This window comes from Novosphingobium aerophilum (assembly GCF_014230305.1).
GTDB lineage: Bacteria > Pseudomonadota > Alphaproteobacteria > Sphingomonadales > Sphingomonadaceae > Novosphingobium > Novosphingobium aerophilum.
This window is the reverse complement of sequence record NZ_JACLAU010000025.1, coordinates 22,170-39,946: the sequence shown is the minus strand read 5'-3', so window position 1 is coordinate 39,946 and position 17,777 is coordinate 22,170. Positions and strand designations below refer to the sequence as shown.

The window sequence follows — 17,777 nt, the reverse complement described above, 5'->3', positions numbered from 1 at the left end:
ATCGAGCATAGCGCGCGGCCAGCCTTCGGGGGAGAGGCCTAGCACGATCTAAATCGATTGCAATCACCGACCCCGCATGCCAGCCTGCCCCATGCCGAAAGTCGCGGGCCGAAAGCACCGCGCAAGCGGGCGGGACAAGGGAAAGGAACGCGATCATGGGTGGAGGTGCCGCGACAGGGGCGATGTCTGGGCGACCGGCCGGAGCGCCGGGGCGAGCAGGCCGGATCCTGGCGGCGGCCCCGCTCGCGATCGGTCTGTTCGCGATGGGCTTGCCCTCAGTCGGCCTGCTCGCGTTCGGATGGGCGACTCCGGCCCTGGCCGGCGTGGCGGTCGATCCGGGTGGCAAGGTTTTCCGGCTGGATGGCGGTCACGTCACTTATGCCTTCGGCGTGGATGACAAGGGCTACCTCCAGCCGCTCTATTGGGGGCCGGAGATTGACGCGCAGGCGCCGCTGCAGGCGCGCGTCAGCACGGAGCTGTCGGGTTTCGATCCCGCCGGCATGCAGACGGCGCAGGAATTCCCGGGCCAGGGCGAAGGGCTGGTGACCGATCCGGGGATCAAGGTGACGTTCGCCGATGGCAATCGTGATCTCGTGCTCAAGTATCGCGCGCATCGGATCGAAGGGGCGGTGCTCGCCATCGAGCTGGCGGACATCGCCCGCCCGCTGTCGGTGACCCTGCGCTATGCCATCGACGAGTCCACGGGGGTGGTCACCCGATCCGCCACGGTGCGCAACGATGGACGCCAGCCGGTGCGGGTCGAGGCGCTCGCTTCCGCCACGCTGACCCTGCCGGGCGCGAGCGATTACCGGCTGCATTTCCTGTCCGGCCGCCATGCCGCCGAATGGAGCCAGCACACGGTGCCGCTGTCGCCGGCGCTGACCGTGCTGGAAAGCCGGCGCGGGTCGGTCGGCCACGGCAACCAGCCCTGGCTGGCGATCAGCCGGCAGGGGCAGACCACCGAGGAGGCCGGGCCGGTGTGGTTCGGCGCCCTCGGCTGGTCGGGCTCGTTCCGCCTCTCGGCCCAGGCCGACAACATCGGCCGGGTGCGGGTGGCGGCGGGTTTCAACAGCTACGATTTCGCCTGGTCGCTCAAGCCGGGGGAAGCGCTCGACACGCCGCCGTTCTACGCCGGATACAGCCCCGGCGGCTTCGGCGGTGCCTCACGCGCGTTCCACCGTTTCCAGATGGCGCGGATTATTCCCGGGGGTGAGCGGGCCCCGCTCCGCCCGGTGCTGTACAACTCGTGGGAGGCCACGGCCTTCGACGTCACCGCCGAGGGCCAGATCAAGCTCGCCGAGCGCGCCGCCCGGCTCGGGGTCGAGCGGTTCGTGGTGGATGACGGCTGGTTCGGCGAGCGCCACGACGACAAGGCTGGCCTGGGCGACTGGACGGTCAATCCGCGCAAGTTCCCGCAGGGCCTGAAGCCGCTGATCGACAAGGTCCATGCCCTGGGGATGAGCTTCGGCCTGTGGTTCGAACCCGAGATGGTCAACCGCGACAGCGCGCTTTACCGGGCCCATCCGGACTGGGTGCTCAACTTTCCCGGGCGCCCGCGCACCGAAGGACGCAATCAGTTGGTGCTCAACCTCGCCCGGACCGACGTGCGCGACCACCTGCTCGGCGTGCTCGACAAGCTGCTGCGCGAAAACGACATCCAGTTCATCAAGTGGGACTACAACCGCAACTGGACCGAGCCCGGCTGGCCCGAGGCCGGGGCCGACCAGCAGCGCGTCTACGTCGATTACGTGCGCAACCTCTACCACATCCTGGCCGAATTGCGCCGCCGCCATCCCGGCGTGGAGATCGAGACCTGCTCGGGCGGGGGCGGGCGGATCGATACCGGGATCATGGCCCTGACCGACCAGGCCTGGACCTCGGACAACACCGACCCGTTCGATCGCCTCGGCATCCAGGACGGATTCACCATGGCCTATGCCCCCGCGGTGATGATGGCCTGGGTCACCGATGCGCCCAACTGGGCCAATGGTCGTACCACCTCGCTTGATTTCCGGTTCCTCTCGGCGATGCAGGGCGGGCTGGGGATCGGGGCCGACCTGACCAAGTGGAACGACGCCGAAGCCGCCACGGCCGGGCGCTGGATCGCCGCCTACAAGGGCATCCGGGCCACCGTGCAGCGCGGCGATCTCTATCGCCTGGTCCGCCCGGTGTCGGGCGCGGACCAGACCGCCACGGTCTATGTTGCGCCGGATCGGGGGCAGGCGGTGCTGTTCGCGATGCAGCGCGGATCGCAATGGAAGGACCAGTGGGCGCCGCTGCGCCTGGCCGGGCTCGATCCCGCGCGGACCTACGCCGTGCGGGTCCTCGGCGGCGGGGCCCTGCCCGAAGGCATTCCCGCGCGGGCGAGCGGCGCCTGGTGGATGAATCAGGGCCTCAACCTCAGGCTGCGGGGCGACTATGTGGGCGTGGGACTGGTTTTCGAAGCGGTCAAACAGTTGTAAGGGCACGTCATTTCCCAGGCTCCCGACGCGCCGCCCGCGTCGTCCCGCCGGGCCTGGTGTAGCCGGATTGCCACAGCGTGCAGGAAACACGACGAAACGACAATCGTTTGCATAAAATCGATTGCAACGACGAATCGCAACGTGCAAATGCAAGGCTGAGACTTGCAAGCGCAAGCGACTCGATTTGCTAGGGAGAGGGTATGACCAAGCGCAATCTGATGAACTGTGTCTCGGCGGGAGCACTGGCGGTGGTCGCCATGTCGCTGGCCGTGCCGGCCATGGCTCAGGACAAGCCGGCCGACAACGAGGCCCCGGAGACCGAAGCCATTGTCGTGACCGCGTCCAGCTCGGGCCGGACCGCGCAGAACAGCTCGATCTCGGTTTCGCAGATCAGCCAGGATGCCATCGCCAACTTCACGCCGCGTTCGCAGGCCGAAGTGCTGCGCTCGATCCCCGGCCTCAACGTCCAGGACACGGCCGGTCCGGGCGGTAACGCCAACATCGGCGTCCGCGGTATTCCGGTGAGCACCGGCGGTTCGCAGTACGTTGCGCTGCAGGAAGACGGCCTGCCCGTCGTACTGTTCGGTGACATGCAGTTCGGCAACAACGACTACTGGGTCCGCTTCGACAACAACGTCGATCGCGTCGAGGCCGTCCGTGGCGGCAGCGCCTCGACCTTCGCCAGCCAGGCGCCGGGCGCGGTCATCAACTACGTGTCGAAGACCGGCACCGAGGAAGGCGGCGCCGTGGCGCTGTCGACCGCGCTGAACTACCGCGAGTTCCGGCTCGATTTCGATTATGGCGGCCGCGCCTCGGACACCGTCCGCTACCACTTCGGCGGCTATGTGGTGAACGGCAATGGCCCCACGCGTCTGCCCTACACCGCTTCGCAGGGCTACCAGATCAAGGGCAACATCACCAAGGACCTGCCCGACGGCAAGGGCTACATCCGGCTGAACTTCAAGCGCCTGGACGATCGCCAGCCGACCTTCACCTCGATGCCGGCTCTGGCGACGATCTCGGGTAACGAGATCACCGGCTTCTCGCCGCTCCCGGGGGTCGATGCCCGCCGCTATGCGTCGACCGGCATCTACAACCAGACCTTCAACATCCTGAACGCCAACGGCACTGTCCAGAACGTGCGGATGGAGGGCATCCACCCGGTCGCAACCTCGATCGGTGGTGAGTTCCACTATGAATTCTCGCCCACCTTCACGCTCGACGAGAAGGTGCGCTGGACCGACATGAGCGGCGTTTTCGCCAACCAGTGGACCGGCGAAGTGGCGACGTCAGGCCCGGGAGGCCTGATCGGCCAGACGATCGGCAGCGTGAACGGCTCGAACGACACGCGGGTGATCGGCGCGGTGCGCTATGCCGCGGGTCCGCTCGCCGGGCAGAACTACACCGGGGCTTTCCTGTCGAACAGCGCCCAAGCCTACACCACGATGAAGGACGTCGGCAGCCTGGCCAACGACCTGACCCTGAAGGGCAAGTTCGACCTCGGTGGCGGCACGCTCAATGTCCGCGGCGGCTGGTTCCACATGCGCCAGAACATCGTGATGGACTGGCGGATCAACAACGTCACCCAGACGCTGAACAGCAACGGCAACCCGGTGCCGCTCAACCTCTACACCGCGGCGGGTGCGCAGCTCACCGCCAACGGCGTGACCGGTTACAACAACCAGTGGGGCGGCTGCTGCGGTGGGCGATCGTATGACCTGGCCTACACCAACAACGCGCTCTACCTCGAAGGCGAAGCCGATCTCGATCGCCTGAACCTGTCGGCGTCGTTCCGGCGCGACATGCTCAAGGCCGAGGGCGTGTCCTACGGCGTGGTCCAGGGTGCCAACATGACCATCACCGATGGTCTGGGCAGCGCCTCGGTGCCGACCTTCAACACCTCGTCGGTCGTGGCCGATCGGCTCGACTACACCAAGAGCTACTCGTCCTGGTCGCTCGGTGCGCTGTACAAGTTGACCGACACCACCAACGTGTTCGTCCGCGCCTCGCGCGGCGGCCGCTTCGCCGCGGACCGCATGCTTTACGGCGGCAACAGCTTCACCGCGGCCGGCCAGTTGACCGCGGGTGGCGATCATCTCTCGGTCAACACCGTGACCCAGCAGGAAGTGGGCGTGAAGCACCAGGGCAATGCCGGCGGGGCCCGTTACCGCGTGGAAGCGACGTTCTACCGCGCCCAGGTCAAGGAATCGAACTACGACTTCACCGCGGTGAGCCGTAACCAGAACCCCTTCACCGACACGGTCTACCACTCGAGCGGCGTCGAACTGTCGGGCAACGTCGCCGCGGGCGGTTTCGCGATGAACGGCTACGTGGTCTACACCGACAGCAAGGACACCAAGACCGGCAAGGTCCCGGTGGCCATGCCGAAGTGGACCTTCCTGGTCTCGCCGTCCTACGACGCCGGGATCGCCGAGATCGGCATCAGCGCCTCGGGCCAGTCGCGCTTCTCGATCGGCGACCTGACCGCACCGAGCGCGATCTTCGCCAACGGCTACGTCAAGGTCCGCCCGGCCGAGAACCTGGAAGTCGGCTTCAACGTCAACAACCTGTTCAACAAGCTGGGCTATCGCGCCAACAACGGCAGCATCCAGGCCCGTGGACGGGGTGGCCTGACCGCCAACCAGGCGATCTTCGACAACTCGGCCATGCTGGGTCGCACGATGACCGCCTCGATCCGCTACAAGTTCTGATCGAGCGCCCCCTGCGGGGCACGTGAACCAAGGGGAGGCGGGTCAGGACATTGCGTCCGGCCCGCCTTTCCTGTTTGTGGGACGGGAGAGGAGAGGAGCGCACCGTGAGCGGAATGGATCGCAGGATTCGCGAAGTGCTGATCGTCGGCGGTGGCTCGGCCGGGTGGATGACCGCGGCCATGCTGGCGCACGCGCTGAAGCAGGATTGCCGGATCACTCTGGTCGAAAGCGAGGAGATCGGCACGGTCGGGGTGGGCGAGGCGACGATCCCGCCGATCCGCCTGTTCAACCAGACGCTCGGGATCGACGAACGCGAGTTCATGGCCCGCACCAAGGGCAGCTTCAAGCTGGGGATCGAATTTGTCGGCTGGGGCCGTGAGGACAGCCGCTACTTCCATCCCTTCGGCCCGTTCGGCCGTGATTTCGATCTGGTGCCGCTGCACCAGTACTGGCTGAAGGCGCGCAGCGAAGGGGATGCCACCCCGCTCGATGACTATGCCATGGCCTGGCACATCGCCAAGGCGGGCAAGTTCGCGCATCCGTCGGGCGATCCGCGCAGCGTGATGTCCACCTTTGACTATGCCTACCATTTCGATGCCGGGCTCTATGCGCAGTTCCTGCGCAGCTATGCCGAGACCCGCGGGGTGACCCGGATCGAAGGCAAGATCGGCGATGTCGCGCTGAATGGCGAGACCGGCTTCGTCGAGAGCGTCACCCTGCAGGACGGGCGGGTGCTCGGGGCCGAACTGTTCATCGATTGCTCGGGCTTTCGCGGCCTGCTGATCGAGCAGGCGCTGCAGACCGGCTATGACGACTGGTCGCACTGGCTGCCCTGCGACCGGGCCGTGGCCATGCCCTGTGATCACCCGGAGGGCGATCGCAACCCCACCCCCTACACCCGCTCGACCGCGCGCGAGGCGGGCTGGCAATGGCGCATCCCGCTGCAGCACCGGGTCGGCAATGGCTATGTGTTCTGCAGCAGCTTCCTCGACGAGACCCGCGCCGGCGAACTTCTGGCGAGCCGGCTCGACGGCAAGGCCCTGGCCGATCCGCGCGCGCTGCGCTTCACCGCTGGGCGGCGCAAGCTGCACTGGAACCGCAACGTCATTGCGGTCGGCCTGGCCTCGGGCTTCCTCGAGCCGCTGGAGTCGACCTCGATCCACCTGATCCAGGCCAATATCTCGAAGATCCTCGCGCTGTTCCCGGACAAGGATTTCGATCCCGCCACCCGTGACGAGTTCAACCGCGTGGCCCATGGCGAGATGGAGCGGATCCGCGATTTCATCATCCTGCATTACAAGCTGACCCAGCGGCAGGACTCCGAGCTGTGGCGCCATGTCAGTGCGATGGCCGTGCCCGATACGCTGCAGCTCAAGATCGATCACTTCCGCCGCTATGGCCGGCTGACCGCGCGCGAGCTTGACCTGTTCGCGCCGCCCTCGTGGCTGGCGGTGCATATCGGCCAGAACAACATTCCGGACGGGCACGATCCGCTGCTCGATTACCGCGGGGTGGACGCGCGCGACTGGCTGGCCAAGCTGCGCCAGGCCATGGCGGGCGAGGCCAGCCGGCTGCCGCGCCACGCCGACGTGCTGGCCCGGCATTGCGCCGCCGCGGCATGATCCGGCGGGGATGAGCGCCGAGGCGCTTCGCTGGCGCGATCAGGCGCGCGTGCTGCGCGGCGCCCAGCGCATGGTCGAGGCCGACCAGGCGATCGCTCGGGCCCGGACGCTGGCCCCGGCCGACCCGCTGATCGCCTTTCTCCACGCCCAGTCGCGCTATGAGCTGGGCCACCCGGCGGCGGCCCTGTTCGCCGAGGTCTGCCGCTTGTGGCCGGACAACCTCGACGCGCTGCGCAACCGCGCCCTGGCCGAGGCGAGCGAAGGCCGGCCCGAGCGCGCGCGCGATCTCCTGGCTGCGGCCCTGGCCGAGAAGCCGGGCTGGGCCGAGGGGCACCGCGTTCTCGCCGCGCTCGAATGGGTGGCGGGCAACACCGCGGGGTTCGATGCGTCCTATGCCCGGGCGATCACCGCCGAGCCGGGCCATCCGGCGCTGTGGCTCGGCTGGTTCGCCGCGGTTGCCCAGTTGCGCGACTGGCCCCGGGCCGAGGCGGTGCTCGACCGGGCGGAGGCGGCGCTGGGTCCGAGCCGCCCGCTGGTCGAGGCGCGCCTGTTCCTCGCCACCGAACGCGGCGATGAGGCCGAAGCCGAACGGCTGTTGTCGCTCACCGCCGACTGGCCGCAGCCGTTCGTGCGGATCGCGGCGATCCGCCATGCCTTGCGCCGCGGCCAGCCCGAGCGCGCACTGGCGATCGCGCTGCCGCTGGCCCAGGCCGATCCGTGTTCGCCCCTGGCGGGACAGGCCTGGCCCTATGTGTCGACCTGCTGGCGCCTGCTCGGCGACGAACGGGCCGGCTGGCTCGACGGGGCGCCGCCCTTCGTGCGGGATGCGGAGGTGGGACTGACAGCAGTCGAGCTGGCCGGGCTGGCAGACCTGTTGCGCGGCCTGCACGCCTTCCAACTGCCTTATGCCGAACAGTCGGTCCGCGGCGGGACGCAGACCGATCGTTCGGTGCTGCTCCGCCACGAGCCCCTGCTCCAGCGCGCCCGCGAGGCTTTGCTGGCGGCGGTGCGCGATTATGTCGCGAGCCTGCCGCCGCTCGACCCGACCCACCCTCTGCTCGCCCGTCCGCGCGACAGTCTCCTGATTGGCGGAAGCTGGTCGGTGCGGCTCGCCGCGGGCGGGTTCAACGTGGCCCATTCGCACCCGCGCGGCTGGATCAGCAGCGCGTTCTACGTCAGCCTGCCCGATCCTGCGGCGATGGGCGCCGCCCCGGCCGGTCACTTCCAGTGCGGCGCCCCGCCGGTCGAGCTGGGCGTGGAGCTTGCGCCCTATGCGACGATCGCGCCGCAGGTCGGCCATGTGGTGCTGTTTCCCTCGACCCTGTGGCACGGGACCGTGCCCTTTGCCGCCGGGGAGCGGCTCAACCTGGCCTTCGACGTGGTGCCGGGCTGATCCGGCGGAGCAATCCCGCGCTGTTGCGGGGCCTCGACCTTCCTGCCGCGCGGGCTATGGTGGGGACCATGCTTCGCTCCATGCTCTTCGCCCTGCTGTGTCTGGCCGGCCCGGCCCTGGCGCCACCGGCTGGCCATGCCCAGGAGGCACGGGTCGGTCCCGCGACCGTGGCGGTGGCGTTCGACCGCGACCGCATCCGCCCGCTGTTCGCCGAAGGTCTGGCCGATCGGGCGCAGGGACGGCCCGTGACCGCGCAGGACCCGGTGCGGATCGCCTCGGTGTCCAAGCTGGTGACCACGCTGGGCGTGATGCGGCTGGTCGACCAGGGCCGGCTCGAGCTGGATCGCGACGTGTCCGACTACCTGGGCTGGCCAATACGCAATCCGGCCTTTCCGGACCGACCGATCACCCTGCGGCTGCTGCTGTCGCACCAGTCCAGCCTGACCGACGACGCCGACTACCTGATTCCGCTGGGTGAGACCCTGCGCTCGCGGCTGGGCGATCCGCGGGCGTGGGACCGCAGCCATGCCCCGGGCAGCGGGTGGTTCCGGTACACCAACCTCAACTTCCCGGTGGTTGCCTCGGTGATGGAGCGCGTCACCGGCGAGCGCTTCGACCGGCTGATGGCCCGGCTTGTGCTGGCCCCGCTGCGCATCGATGCCTGTTTCAACTGGTCGGGCTGCAGCCCGGCGGCGCTGAAGCGGGCGGTGGTGCTCTACCGTTCGACCGGCGAGGTGGCCCGCGACGACCTGCACGGCGTCATGCCCTGCCCGGTTACCCTGGCAGACGGGGCCGCCTGCGACCTGTCGACCTATCGCCCGGGGGACAACGGCGCGTTGTTTTCGCCCCAGGGCGGGCTGCGGATCGCCATGGTCGATCTGGCGCGGATCGGCCGGATGCTGGCGCGCGGCGGGCGCGGATTCCTCTCCGCGCGCAGCTTCGCCGCCCTGACCGCAGCGCAATGGCGGTTCGACGGCACCAACGGACTGGACGAGGACGGCACCCCATCGGGCTTCTTCTGTGCCTATGGGCTGGCCCTGCAGCGGCTTGGGGAGGGCGAGGGTAAGGGCAAGGGGGTATGCCGCGATGGCGTGTTCGCCGATGGCCGGGTCCGCTGGGGCCATGCGGGGGATGCCTATGGGCTGCGCTCGGGACTGTGGTTCGATCCGGCCACCGGGCGGGGGCTGGCCTTCTTCACCACGGCGGTCGATCCGGCCGACCGGGGGACGCGCAGCGCCTTCAGCGCCGCGGAAGAGCGCGTTACCGATCGGGCCGGACGCTGAACCAAGGCGGGCCGATGGGCGGCAAAGTCTTGCCGCCTCCTCCGGATAACTGCAGGTTTTCCGGTTAATCCCGTCGCGACCAACCCGGCATAAGCTTGCCGTCCAGCAGGTCTTGCTGGGTGGAGAGTGGCATGAGTTTCGAGCTGAACAGCGCCTTCGAACGGCGCGAGGAATGGAAAGCGGCACGACTGTCGGAGGTGGAGTACCAGGAAATCGCCCGCGCGCTGAAGGCCCTGGCGAGCGAGCACGGCGCATCGGCCGAACCGGCGATCGATGCCCTGGCCCACAAGGGGCTCGATGCAGCGCTGGGCGTGATCGCGGCCACCACCGGTGCGGCGGCCGAGGCCGAGTTCCACCAGTTCCGGGCACGCGACCGGCTGCGCTGATCGCCCCGACCCCGTTTCCTTCCGCCGCCCCCGCGCGGGGGTGGCGTCCTGCCCGGCGCGGAGCCTTACCCCCCACTTTCCGCGCCGGGCATTCCTTATCCGCGGGGCTTCTGCCATAGGCGGGGCGTGTCCCGTCTGATCCCGCAATCCGCTGCCGTCGATCGCCTGCCCGAGGCGCTGCATGCCACCTTCGGGTTCAATGCGTTCCGGGGCGTGCAGGAACAGGTGGTGCGCCGCGTGCTGGGCGGCGCTTCGACCCTGGCGGTGATGCCGACCGGTGCCGGCAAGTCGCTGACCTATCAGTTGCCCGCAGTCCTGTTGCCGGGGACCTGCGTGGTGATTTCGCCCCTGATCGCGCTGATGCACGACCAGCTCCGCTCGGCCGAGGCCAACGGCATCCGCGCCGCGGCGCTGACCAGCGCCGATCTCGATCGCGAACAGACGATCGACCGGTTCCGCGCTGGCGAGCTCGACCTGCTCTATGTCGCGCCGGAGCGGGCCAGCCAGCCGCACTTCCGTGACCTGCTCGGTCGGGCGCCGCTATCGCTGTTCGCGATCGATGAAGCGCATTGCGTGTCCGAGTGGGGGCATGATTTCCGCCCGGACTACCGACTGCTGCGGCCGCTGTTCGATGAGTTCCCCGAGGTGCCGCGGCTGGCACTGACCGCCACGGCCGATGCCCATACCCGCGCCGATATTCTCACCCAGTTGGGCATCCCGGGCGAGGGCCTGATCGTCGCGGGGTTCGACCGTCCCAATATCCGCTACGTGATCCAGCCGCGCGACCAGCCGGTGCGGCAGTTGTCGCGGCTCATGGCGGACCATCCCGGCCCGGGCATCGTCTATGCCCAGACCCGGGCCCAGGTGGAGCGTCTGGCCGAAACCCTGAGCGGCGGCGGCCGGACCGTCCTGCCCTATCACGCCGGGCTGGCGCCCGAAGTGCGGGCCGCCAACCAGGCCGCCTTTGTCGCCAGCGAGGACATGGTGATGGTGGCGACAATCGCCTTCGGCATGGGGATCGACAAGCCGGACGTGCGCTTCGTCGCCCATGCCGGGCTGCCCAAGTCGATCGAGGCCTATTACCAGGAGACCGGCCGCGCCGGGCGCGATGGCGATCCCGCGATCGCGGTGATGCTCTGGGGCGCCGACGATTTCGCGCGGGCGCGCCAGCGCCTGGGCGAGCTCGAGCCGGACCGCCAGCCCGGCGAGCGGCAACGGCTGGATGCCTTGGCCAGCCTGGTCGAGACCGCAGGCTGCCGCCGCGCGATCCTGTTGCGCCACTTCGGCGAAACGCCGCCGGAACGCTGCGGCAATTGCGACAACTGCCTGGAAGCCCCCGGCGTGGTCGATGCGACCGACACCGCCCGCAAGCTGCTCTCGGCGGTCTACCGCACCGGGCAGTCCTATGGCCTGGGGCATCTCGAAAAGGTCCTGACCGGGGCCAGCGATCCGCGCGTGATCGAACGGGGCCATGACCAGTTGTCGGTGTTCGGGATCGTCGGCGCAGAGGAGGCCCATCTGATCCGTCCGCTCGCCCGTGCCTTGCAGGCGCGTGGAGCGCTGCTGTCCACCGAGCATGGCGGGCTGATGCTGGGCGGGGATGCGCGGGCCATCCTGCGTGGCGACGATGCCGTGCTGGTGGTGGTCCCGCCCCGCCGCGAGAAGGTGCGGGGCAAGCGCGGCGGTCCCGGCGCGGCGGCCAATCCGGTGGGCGATCCGCTGTTCGACGCGCTGCGCGCGCTGCGCCGCGAACTGGCGCAGCAGGCGGGCCTGCCGCCCTATGTGGTGTTCCACGATTCGGTGCTGCGCGACATGGCCGCCACCCGCCCGCAGAGCCTGGACGACCTGGGGCGGATCGGCGGCGTGGGCGACCGCAAGCTGGCCGCCTATGGCGAGGCCTTTCTGCAGGTGATCCGGCAGCACTGAGCCTGGTCCACGGCCGGGCTGCCGGATCGGCCCTGCGGTCGGCTCAGCGCCGGCCCTGCATCATCCCGGTCAACCGGTCCTTGATCGCCAGCTTGAGCTTCTTGAGCCGCGCGACCCGGCGCGTGTCGACCGCGGGGTGCGTCAGCACCTCGCGCAGCTCGGCGTCGAGCTGCTGGTGGCGTTCCATCAGGCGATAGGCATAGTTGGACATCCGTCCGCTCCTCTTCACAAGCGAGTGCTGCGATCGGATGCGCCGATGCCGGGGGAGGGGGGGAGGGGAGGTGGCACATTCCCCGGGCCCGGCATCGACGTCATCCGATACGGTCCGACATCACGCGGCACGACCCGAGGGTCATTAGCAGAGGGTCCCGAGGGGGGGTGGTGACCGATCCGCTTGCGATGCCGCGCCAGAGGGGCCCGGTCCGTACGATTGGAAATAGAGCAGATCGGTCCGATATTAAACGACTGGACTGTAATGTTTTGTTGCGCTTGACCACAATGTGGATTTTGATATTTATATGATATCACAATTAAGAGGCGCATCCCATGTCTGCCGATCCTGCCCTGCCCAGTGACCCCATGGCCTCCACCCGCGAACGGACCGCCTGGAGCACCAGCGGCTACCTGATGCTGCTGGTCTTCCTCGCGCTCGCCTTCCTGCTGATCCTGCGCGTCGTGACGTTCGCCGGGACCGAGCCCAGTGACAGCCAGGTGGCTGGCTTCCTCGGCTCGATCGTGCTCCTGCCACTGGCCCTGGTCCTGATCGCCAAGGGCTTCTACATGATCCAGCCCAACCAGGCTGCCGCGATCACCCTGTTTGGCGCCTACCGCGGCACCGATCGCCAACCCGGCCTGCGCTGGGTCTGGCCGTGGATGGGCAAGATCAGGATCTCGGTGCGGGCGAACAACATCGTGTCCGAAAAGCTGAAGGTGAACGACCTGCGCGGCAATCCGATCGAGATCGCCAGCAATGTCGTGTGGCGCGTCTCGGACACGGCCCAGGCCCTGTTCGATGTCGACGATTACAAGGCCTTCGTCGTGGTGCAGATCGAATCGGCGGTCCGCTCGATCGGGTCGCGCTATCCCTATGATGACATCGAGCATCAGGAGGTGACGCTGCGCGGCAGCCATGACCAGGTCAACGCCGAGCTGCGCGAGGAGCTCAACAGCCGTCTTGCCGTGGCCGGAATCACGGTCGACGACTGCGGCCTGACCCACCTGGCCTATGCGCCCGAGATCGCCGGAGCCATGCTGCGTCGCCAGCAGGCCGAAGCGGTGATCAGCGCGCGCAAGAAGCTGGTCGAAGGCGCCGTGACCATGGTCGAGATGGCGCTGACCCAGTTGTCCGAGAAGAACGTGGTCGAGCTGGATGACGAGCGGCGGGCGACCATGGTGTCGAACCTGATGGTCGTGCTTTGCGGCGAGCGCGAGGCCCAGCCCGTGCTCAACACCGGCACGCTTTACCAGTAGGGGCCAGGCCGGTGCGACCATGAGCGGCCCGAATACCCCTGCTCCGCCGCGCAAGTCCTTTCCGCTGCGGCTCGATCCCGCGCTCTACGGGGCGCTGGAACGGGTCGCAGCGGCCGACTTCCGCTCGGTGAATGCCGAAATCGAGGTGCTCCTGCGCGAGGCGCTGGCCCGGCGGGGGATCCATCCCGGCTCCAGCGAGCCGGTCCGTCGCGGCCGCCCTCCACGCGAGACAGAGGGGACCTGACGGCTCCGCTTGCGCCGGCCCATGAGCAGCTTCGTGCCGGGCCCGTCAAGGGAGCCCTGCCCCGGGTCAAGCCCGGGGAGACGACAGGGCAGGCATGGGCCGCGGCCAGTTTCGTGCTGGGAAGCGGCTCTGGCCCGCTCCCCTTACCGACGCGAGGGCAAGAGGCCGACTTCGGGCGAAAGCGGGCGGTCGGACTGTGCCCAGCCCGCCTAGCCCAGCAAGTGGCCGGTGCGGTCGCGCTTGGTCGCGAGGTAGCGTTCGTTGTGCGGATTGGCCGGAAGCTGGTGCGGCACCCGCTCGGCGACGCGGACCCCCACCGCCTCCAGCGCGGCGACCTTGGCCGGGTTGTTGGTCATCAGCCTGATCGCCCCGACACCGAGCAGATCGAGCATCCGCGCCGCCACCGGAAAGTCGCGCGCTTCGGTCGGCAGGCCCAGCCGGTTGTTGGCATCGACCGTGTCGAAGCCCTGGTCCTGTAGGCGGTAGGCCCGCAGCTTGTTGATGAGGCCGATGCCGCGCCCTTCCTGGCGCAGGTAGAGCAGCACGCCCCAGCCGCCCGTGTCGGCTTCGGCCGCCATGGCGCCGAGCGCGGCGTGCAACTGCGGCCCGCAATCGCATTTGAGGCTGCCCAGGATGTCGCCGGTCAGGCATTCCGAGTGCAGCCGGACCAGCGGCGGACGATCGCCGCGCTGATCGCCGATCACCAGCGCGACATGTTCGCGCAGGTCGTCCCGTGCGCGGAAGGCAACGATCTCCGCCGTTTCGCAAGCGGCCACCGGGAGCCGGGCGCGGCTGGCAATGGCGAGGTGAGCGGGGTCCTTCCAGACGGCAAGATCGGCCGTGCTGACCGCCTGGGCCTCGTCCGGCATGGTGTCGAGCACCAGGAAGGCCGGCAGGATGCCCGCCAGCCGCGCCAGCTCCATCGCGGTCGCGGTCGCGGCGGGACTGCCCAGCGGCTCGGCCCGGAACGGCCCCTTCAGCGGATAGGCCAGATCCAGCGCCGGATCAGCGAGGACGCGGGCCTGGGCCAGGTCGAACGGGTCGGCGCCATGGATCAGCACCGGGGCTTCGGGCACGGCCGCATCACGCTGGTTGGCCAGCTTGAGCGTGGTCGCCCGGGCCGCCGAGATGAGCATGCGCCGGGCGGACAGCCCCGGGGCGAAGCCGGTCTCGGCCGGCAGCAGTGCGAGCGTCTGGTCAACCGCGACGGCCCAGCCGTGACGCAGCGCATCGAGCGCCAGCGCGACGCGGCGGCTCGCGCCGGTCGCGGCAAGGCTCAAAGATCCAACTCCGTCACCAGCGGGACGTGGTCGGACGGCTGATCCCACCGGCGGGTTTCCTCGACAAAGCGGTGCGCGCGCGATTGCGGAGCCAGCTCGGGCGAGGCCCACATGTGGTCCAGCCGGCGGCCGCGGTCCTTCTCCTGCCAGTAGGTGCGATAGGACCACCAGGTCCAGTTCCGCTCGGGCGCGGGGATGTGCTTGCGCCCCAGATCGACCCAGCCGTGCGCATCGGCGAAGCGCTGCAGGGTCTCGACCTCGAGCGGGGTGTGGCTGACCACCTTGAGCAGCGCCTTGTGATCGTAGACGTCGCAATCGAGCGGGGCGATGTTGAAATCCCCGACGATCAGGGTGGGTCGGTCGATCGTCTCGGCCCAACGGGTCATCCGGCCGAGGAAATCCAGCTTCTGGCCGAACTTGGGGTTGGCCTCGCGGTCGGGGATGTCGCCGCCCGCCGGGATGTAGACGTTTTCCAGGATCAGCCCCTGGCCCGGCCCGAGCAGCTCCACCCCGACATGACGCGCCTCGCCGTTGTCCTGCCAGTCACGGCGGGAGACCTCGCGCAGCGGCAGGCGGCTGACCGTGGCGACGCCGTGGTAGCCCTTCTGCCCATGCACCACGCGGTGCGTGTAGCCCGCCGCCTCGAACACGTCGTGCGGGAACAGGTGCTCGGCGCACTTGATCTCCTGCAGGCACAGCACATCGGGCGATTCCTGCGCGAGGAAGCGCACGACCTGATCGGCGCGGAGGCGGACGGAGTTGATGTTCCAGGTGGCGATCGAAACCATGCCAGCGGCTTTAGGGAGCGCCGCCGCGGTTTTCCAGTGCGGATCGGGGCCAGGGGTTCGTCCGCAGGTTCATGGGCACGGGTTCATGAACAAGAAAACCCTCGTGCCGGGGGCAGGGGCACGAGGGTTCCTTGTCGCGTTCGTCACGCTGTGACAGGGCAGCCTCCAGGGAAGCATGGGCAACAGGGGGAAACCCGCTTCCGACTGCCTTGTCGAGAACCGGTATAGAGCCCCCTCGCTTGCTCCCCGGTGAACGGACTGGCCTGTTTTGTCGCGGTTTGTCGCGGACTTGGGGCAGTGCAGGGGTGAAGCGCCCCGGGCCGTCGACGGTCTGCTTGCCGTTCGTGCAGGCTTACCGGCGGTTGGCCGGGCGCGGATCGGTGTAGCGGAACGCGTCGTCGGCGATGTCCATGCCATAGCGCTGGTTGGCCAGACGGATCGTGGTGCGGCGGTTCTGCGAATCGAGCGAGACCCAGCCGACCAGCTCAAGCCCGCCGGGTGCGCTGGCCCTGCGCTGGAAGATCAGTGTGATCACCCCGTATTCGGGGTGGCCGCGATCTCGCACCTCGAGCGAGACGACCGACGGATCCGAGGTTGGCTGCAAGGTGCCGTAGCGCTTCACGTCCCGGGTGGGGTCGAGCAACGCGCCAAGCGGACTGTTGCGGATGGGCCAGCGCTGGACCTGCTTGACCTCGTAATCGACCAGGGTCAGCGCCTTGCCGTCGCCCACGATCAGCAGTGGCACGCCCGGCTGGTACTGGAAGCGGATCTTGCCGGGCCGCTTGATCGTCAGCTTGCCCGCCACGCGCTGGCCGTTGCGGTCGGTCTGCTGGAAATCGGCCTGCATGGTGGTGACGGCGCGCAACGCGCCAACCGCCAGGTCCAGGTCGTTGGTGACCGGCCCTTCGGCGGCCGGAGGGGCCGCCGCCAGGGGCGCCAGGGCCGGCATGGGCACGACGGCGGACACACAAAGCGCCGCGGAGACCGCGGCGCCCTGCAGGAAACGGCTCAGAGCCGGACGAAAGGGAGGGATCAAGCTGTTCATGCCGCTTTCCTTGCGGACGGGCCTTGAACTTGGCGTGAACCTGCCCGGTTCCGGGGAACCGGACGGCACGGCTTACTTGATCTTGGCTTCCTTGAATTCGACATGCTTGCGCACGACCGGATCGTACTTCTTGAACACGAACTTCTCGGTCGTGTTGCGCGGGTTCTTCTTGGTGACGTAGAAGAAGCCGGTGTCGGCGGTGGAGACCAGCCGGATCTTGACGGTTGCGGGCTTCGCCATGGCGACGCTTTCCTAAGCAAGCAGTGTAAACGGAATCGAGCGGCGCAAGGGATGCGCCGCCCGGCAAGGTTGCGGCCTCTGCGGGGGAATCACCGGAAAGTCAAGGCCGACGGGACATGCGCATCCCGTCGGCCCTGATCTCCGGCCCTGATCTCTGGCCCCTGCTCCCGCTGAGCCGGCGAGAATCGCCCTACCGGTTCTGGCGGGGTGCGGTGGAGGGGGCCGCGCGCGCTGCGGTCCGGTCGGCCGCGTCCTCCATCGCATCGGCCTTGGCCTCGCCCGATTCGCGAATGGCGTCGGCGGTGTTGTTCATCCGATCCTCGGCGGCCCCGCCCATCCGTGCGGCGCTCTGGTCGATCGCGTCCGCGGTCGCGTCGGCCGCGTCGCGGACCGCATCGGCCCGGTCCTCGGCGGCGTTCTCGCGCTTGCTGTCGCAGGCCGCCAGCCCCAGCGCCAATGTGGCGGCGGTGGCGAGCATCACTCCCTTCGTCAGTGCCTTCATGGTCTTGCCCTTCGCCTTGCATGAAAAAGGGACGGCAGCCGCGCTGCCGTCCCCGACGTTGCCGGGCCGGGCCGCCTCAGCGGACCGAACCCCGGCGAACCAGATTGACGATCGCCAGCAGCACGACCGCGCCGATGAACGAGACCAGCAGCGCGCTGGCCGAGAAATCGCCCGACATGATGTTGCTGCCGCCGATCAGCGGATTGAGGATGAAACCGGCCAGAAGGGCGCCGACAATGCCGACGATGATGTTCAGAAAGATGCCCTGCTGTCCGTCGGTGCGCATCACGATGCTGGCAAGCCAGCCGAGGATGCCTCCCACGATGATCAGAATGATGAGGCCCATAACCGTTATCCTTGTGCTGCTGACCGCATGTCGCTGTCTGCACAGGAAAAGCATGGGGAGACGCCCCGGTTCCCCGCCG

The 17,777-nt window shown here is 68.6% G+C and carries 16 protein-coding genes; 9 read left to right on the top strand and 7 right to left on the bottom strand.

Annotated features, from left to right (window positions below; all coding sequences use genetic code 11):
* Positions 1–182 precede the first annotated feature (182 nt).
* From H7F49_RS13695 to recQ, 7 genes are all read left to right on the top strand, one after another.
* A complete protein-coding gene (locus H7F49_RS13695) occupies positions 183–2,462 on the top strand; it encodes an alpha-galactosidase (RefSeq protein WP_235982163.1) in 2,280 nt (759 codons plus the stop codon).
* A 200-nt stretch (positions 2,463–2,662) separates the two neighbouring features.
* The gene (locus H7F49_RS13690; protein ID WP_185684137.1) at positions 2,663–5,173 is read left to right on the top strand and encodes a TonB-dependent receptor domain-containing protein; all 2,511 of its coding nucleotides are present in this window, start codon (positions 2,663–2,665) and stop codon (positions 5,171–5,173) included.
* A gap of 113 nt (positions 5,174–5,286) precedes the next feature.
* Positions 5,287–6,795: a tryptophan halogenase family protein gene (locus tag H7F49_RS13685; protein ID WP_185684150.1), complete on the top strand. Its 1,509-nt coding sequence runs from the start codon at positions 5,287–5,289 to the stop codon at positions 6,793–6,795.
* A 10-nt stretch (positions 6,796–6,805) separates the two neighbouring features.
* Entirely contained in the window at positions 6,806–8,188 is a 1,383-nt protein-coding gene (locus H7F49_RS13680) for a putative 2OG-Fe(II) oxygenase (RefSeq protein WP_185684136.1), read from the top strand.
* Between the two features lie 68 nt (positions 8,189–8,256).
* Positions 8,257–9,471: a serine hydrolase domain-containing protein gene (locus H7F49_RS13675; RefSeq protein WP_235982162.1), complete on the top strand. Its 1,215-nt coding sequence runs from the start codon at positions 8,257–8,259 to the stop codon at positions 9,469–9,471.
* 131 nt (positions 9,472–9,602) lie between these two features.
* Positions 9,603–9,857, top strand: a complete 255-nt coding sequence (locus tag H7F49_RS13670) for a hypothetical protein (RefSeq protein WP_185684135.1) — start codon at positions 9,603–9,605, stop codon at positions 9,855–9,857.
* A gap of 126 nt (positions 9,858–9,983) precedes the next feature.
* The gene (recQ, locus tag H7F49_RS13665) at positions 9,984–11,783 is read left to right on the top strand and encodes a DNA helicase RecQ (RefSeq protein WP_407940312.1); all 1,800 of its coding nucleotides are present in this window, start codon (positions 9,984–9,986) and stop codon (positions 11,781–11,783) included.
* A 43-nt stretch (positions 11,784–11,826) separates the two neighbouring features.
* Here recQ and H7F49_RS13660 read toward each other — a convergent pair whose 3' ends face one another.
* Positions 11,827–11,994 carry a YdcH family protein gene (locus tag H7F49_RS13660; protein WP_185684134.1) on the bottom strand — a complete coding sequence of 56 codons (168 nt, stop codon included), beginning with the start codon at positions 11,992–11,994 and terminating at the stop codon, positions 11,827–11,829.
* A gap of 335 nt (positions 11,995–12,329) precedes the next feature.
* Here H7F49_RS13660 and H7F49_RS13655 point away from each other — a divergent pair, with 335 nt between their 5' ends.
* Both H7F49_RS13655 and H7F49_RS13650 read left to right on the top strand, forming a co-directional pair.
* Complete coding sequence (locus tag H7F49_RS13655; RefSeq protein WP_235982161.1) at positions 12,330–13,253, top strand: SPFH domain-containing protein; 924 nt, start codon at positions 12,330–12,332, stop codon at positions 13,251–13,253.
* A gap of 19 nt (positions 13,254–13,272) precedes the next feature.
* Positions 13,273–13,497 carry a toxin-antitoxin system HicB family antitoxin gene (locus H7F49_RS13650; protein ID WP_185684133.1) on the top strand — a complete coding sequence of 75 codons (225 nt, stop codon included), beginning with the start codon at positions 13,273–13,275 and terminating at the stop codon, positions 13,495–13,497.
* 209 nt (positions 13,498–13,706) lie between these two features.
* On the opposite strand, the gene ribA is transcribed toward H7F49_RS13650, so the two are convergent.
* The 6 genes from ribA to H7F49_RS13620 form a co-directional block, all read right to left on the bottom strand.
* Positions 13,707–14,777, bottom strand: coding sequence for a GTP cyclohydrolase II (gene ribA / locus H7F49_RS13645; RefSeq protein ID WP_214647823.1), 1,071 nt, complete (start codon positions 14,775–14,777; stop codon positions 13,707–13,709).
* Positions 14,774–15,565 carry an exodeoxyribonuclease III gene (locus tag H7F49_RS13640; protein ID WP_185684131.1) on the bottom strand — a complete coding sequence of 264 codons (792 nt, stop codon included), beginning with the start codon at positions 15,563–15,565 and terminating at the stop codon, positions 14,774–14,776. The genes ribA and H7F49_RS13640 overlap by 4 nt, the downstream gene beginning before the upstream one ends.
* A gap of 352 nt (positions 15,566–15,917) precedes the next feature.
* Complete coding sequence (locus H7F49_RS13635) at positions 15,918–16,610, bottom strand: LolA family protein (RefSeq protein WP_235982160.1); 693 nt, start codon at positions 16,608–16,610, stop codon at positions 15,918–15,920.
* A 72-nt stretch (positions 16,611–16,682) separates the two neighbouring features.
* Positions 16,683–16,850, bottom strand: coding sequence for a 50S ribosomal protein L33 (rpmG, locus tag H7F49_RS13630; protein WP_068089980.1), 168 nt, complete (start codon positions 16,848–16,850; stop codon positions 16,683–16,685).
* A 190-nt stretch (positions 16,851–17,040) separates the two neighbouring features.
* Complete coding sequence (locus H7F49_RS13625) at positions 17,041–17,352, bottom strand: hypothetical protein (RefSeq protein ID WP_185684130.1); 312 nt, start codon at positions 17,350–17,352, stop codon at positions 17,041–17,043.
* 76 nt (positions 17,353–17,428) lie between these two features.
* Positions 17,429–17,698, bottom strand: coding sequence for a GlsB/YeaQ/YmgE family stress response membrane protein (locus H7F49_RS13620; protein ID WP_185684129.1), 270 nt, complete (start codon positions 17,696–17,698; stop codon positions 17,429–17,431).
* Positions 17,699–17,777 lie beyond the last annotated feature (79 nt).

Excerpts from the sequence above, each read along its gene's own strand:
- rpmG (WP_068089980.1), bottom strand. The coding sequence starts at position 16,850 with ATGGCGAAGCCCGCAACCGTCAAGATCCGGCTGGTCTCCACCGCCGAC.
- H7F49_RS13660 (WP_185684134.1), bottom strand. The coding sequence starts at position 11,994 with ATGTCCAACTATGCCTATCGCCTGATGGAACGCCACCAGCAGCTCGAC.
- H7F49_RS13690 (WP_185684137.1), top strand. The coding sequence starts at position 2,663 with ATGACCAAGCGCAATCTGATGAACTGTGTCTCGGCGGGAGCACTGGCG.
- H7F49_RS13650 (WP_185684133.1), top strand. The coding sequence starts at position 13,273 with ATGAGCGGCCCGAATACCCCTGCTCCGCCGCGCAAGTCCTTTCCGCTG.
- H7F49_RS13640 (WP_185684131.1), bottom strand. The coding sequence starts at position 15,565 with ATGGTTTCGATCGCCACCTGGAACATCAACTCCGTCCGCCTCCGCGCC.
- H7F49_RS13685 (WP_185684150.1), top strand. The coding sequence starts at position 5,287 with ATGGATCGCAGGATTCGCGAAGTGCTGATCGTCGGCGGTGGCTCGGCC.
- H7F49_RS13635 (WP_235982160.1), bottom strand. The coding sequence starts at position 16,610 with ATGAACAGCTTGATCCCTCCCTTTCGTCCGGCTCTGAGCCGTTTCCTG.
- H7F49_RS13675 (WP_235982162.1), top strand. The coding sequence starts at position 8,257 with ATGCTTCGCTCCATGCTCTTCGCCCTGCTGTGTCTGGCCGGCCCGGCC.
- H7F49_RS13625 (WP_185684130.1), bottom strand. The coding sequence starts at position 17,352 with ATGAAGGCACTGACGAAGGGAGTGATGCTCGCCACCGCCGCCACATTG.
- H7F49_RS13620 (WP_185684129.1), bottom strand. The coding sequence starts at position 17,698 with ATGGGCCTCATCATTCTGATCATCGTGGGAGGCATCCTCGGCTGGCTT.
- H7F49_RS13655 (WP_235982161.1), top strand. The coding sequence starts at position 12,330 with ATGTCTGCCGATCCTGCCCTGCCCAGTGACCCCATGGCCTCCACCCGC.
- H7F49_RS13680 (WP_185684136.1), top strand. The coding sequence starts at position 6,806 with ATGAGCGCCGAGGCGCTTCGCTGGCGCGATCAGGCGCGCGTGCTGCGC.
- H7F49_RS13670 (WP_185684135.1), top strand. The coding sequence starts at position 9,603 with ATGAGTTTCGAGCTGAACAGCGCCTTCGAACGGCGCGAGGAATGGAAA.
- H7F49_RS13695 (WP_235982163.1), top strand. The coding sequence starts at position 183 with ATGTCTGGGCGACCGGCCGGAGCGCCGGGGCGAGCAGGCCGGATCCTG.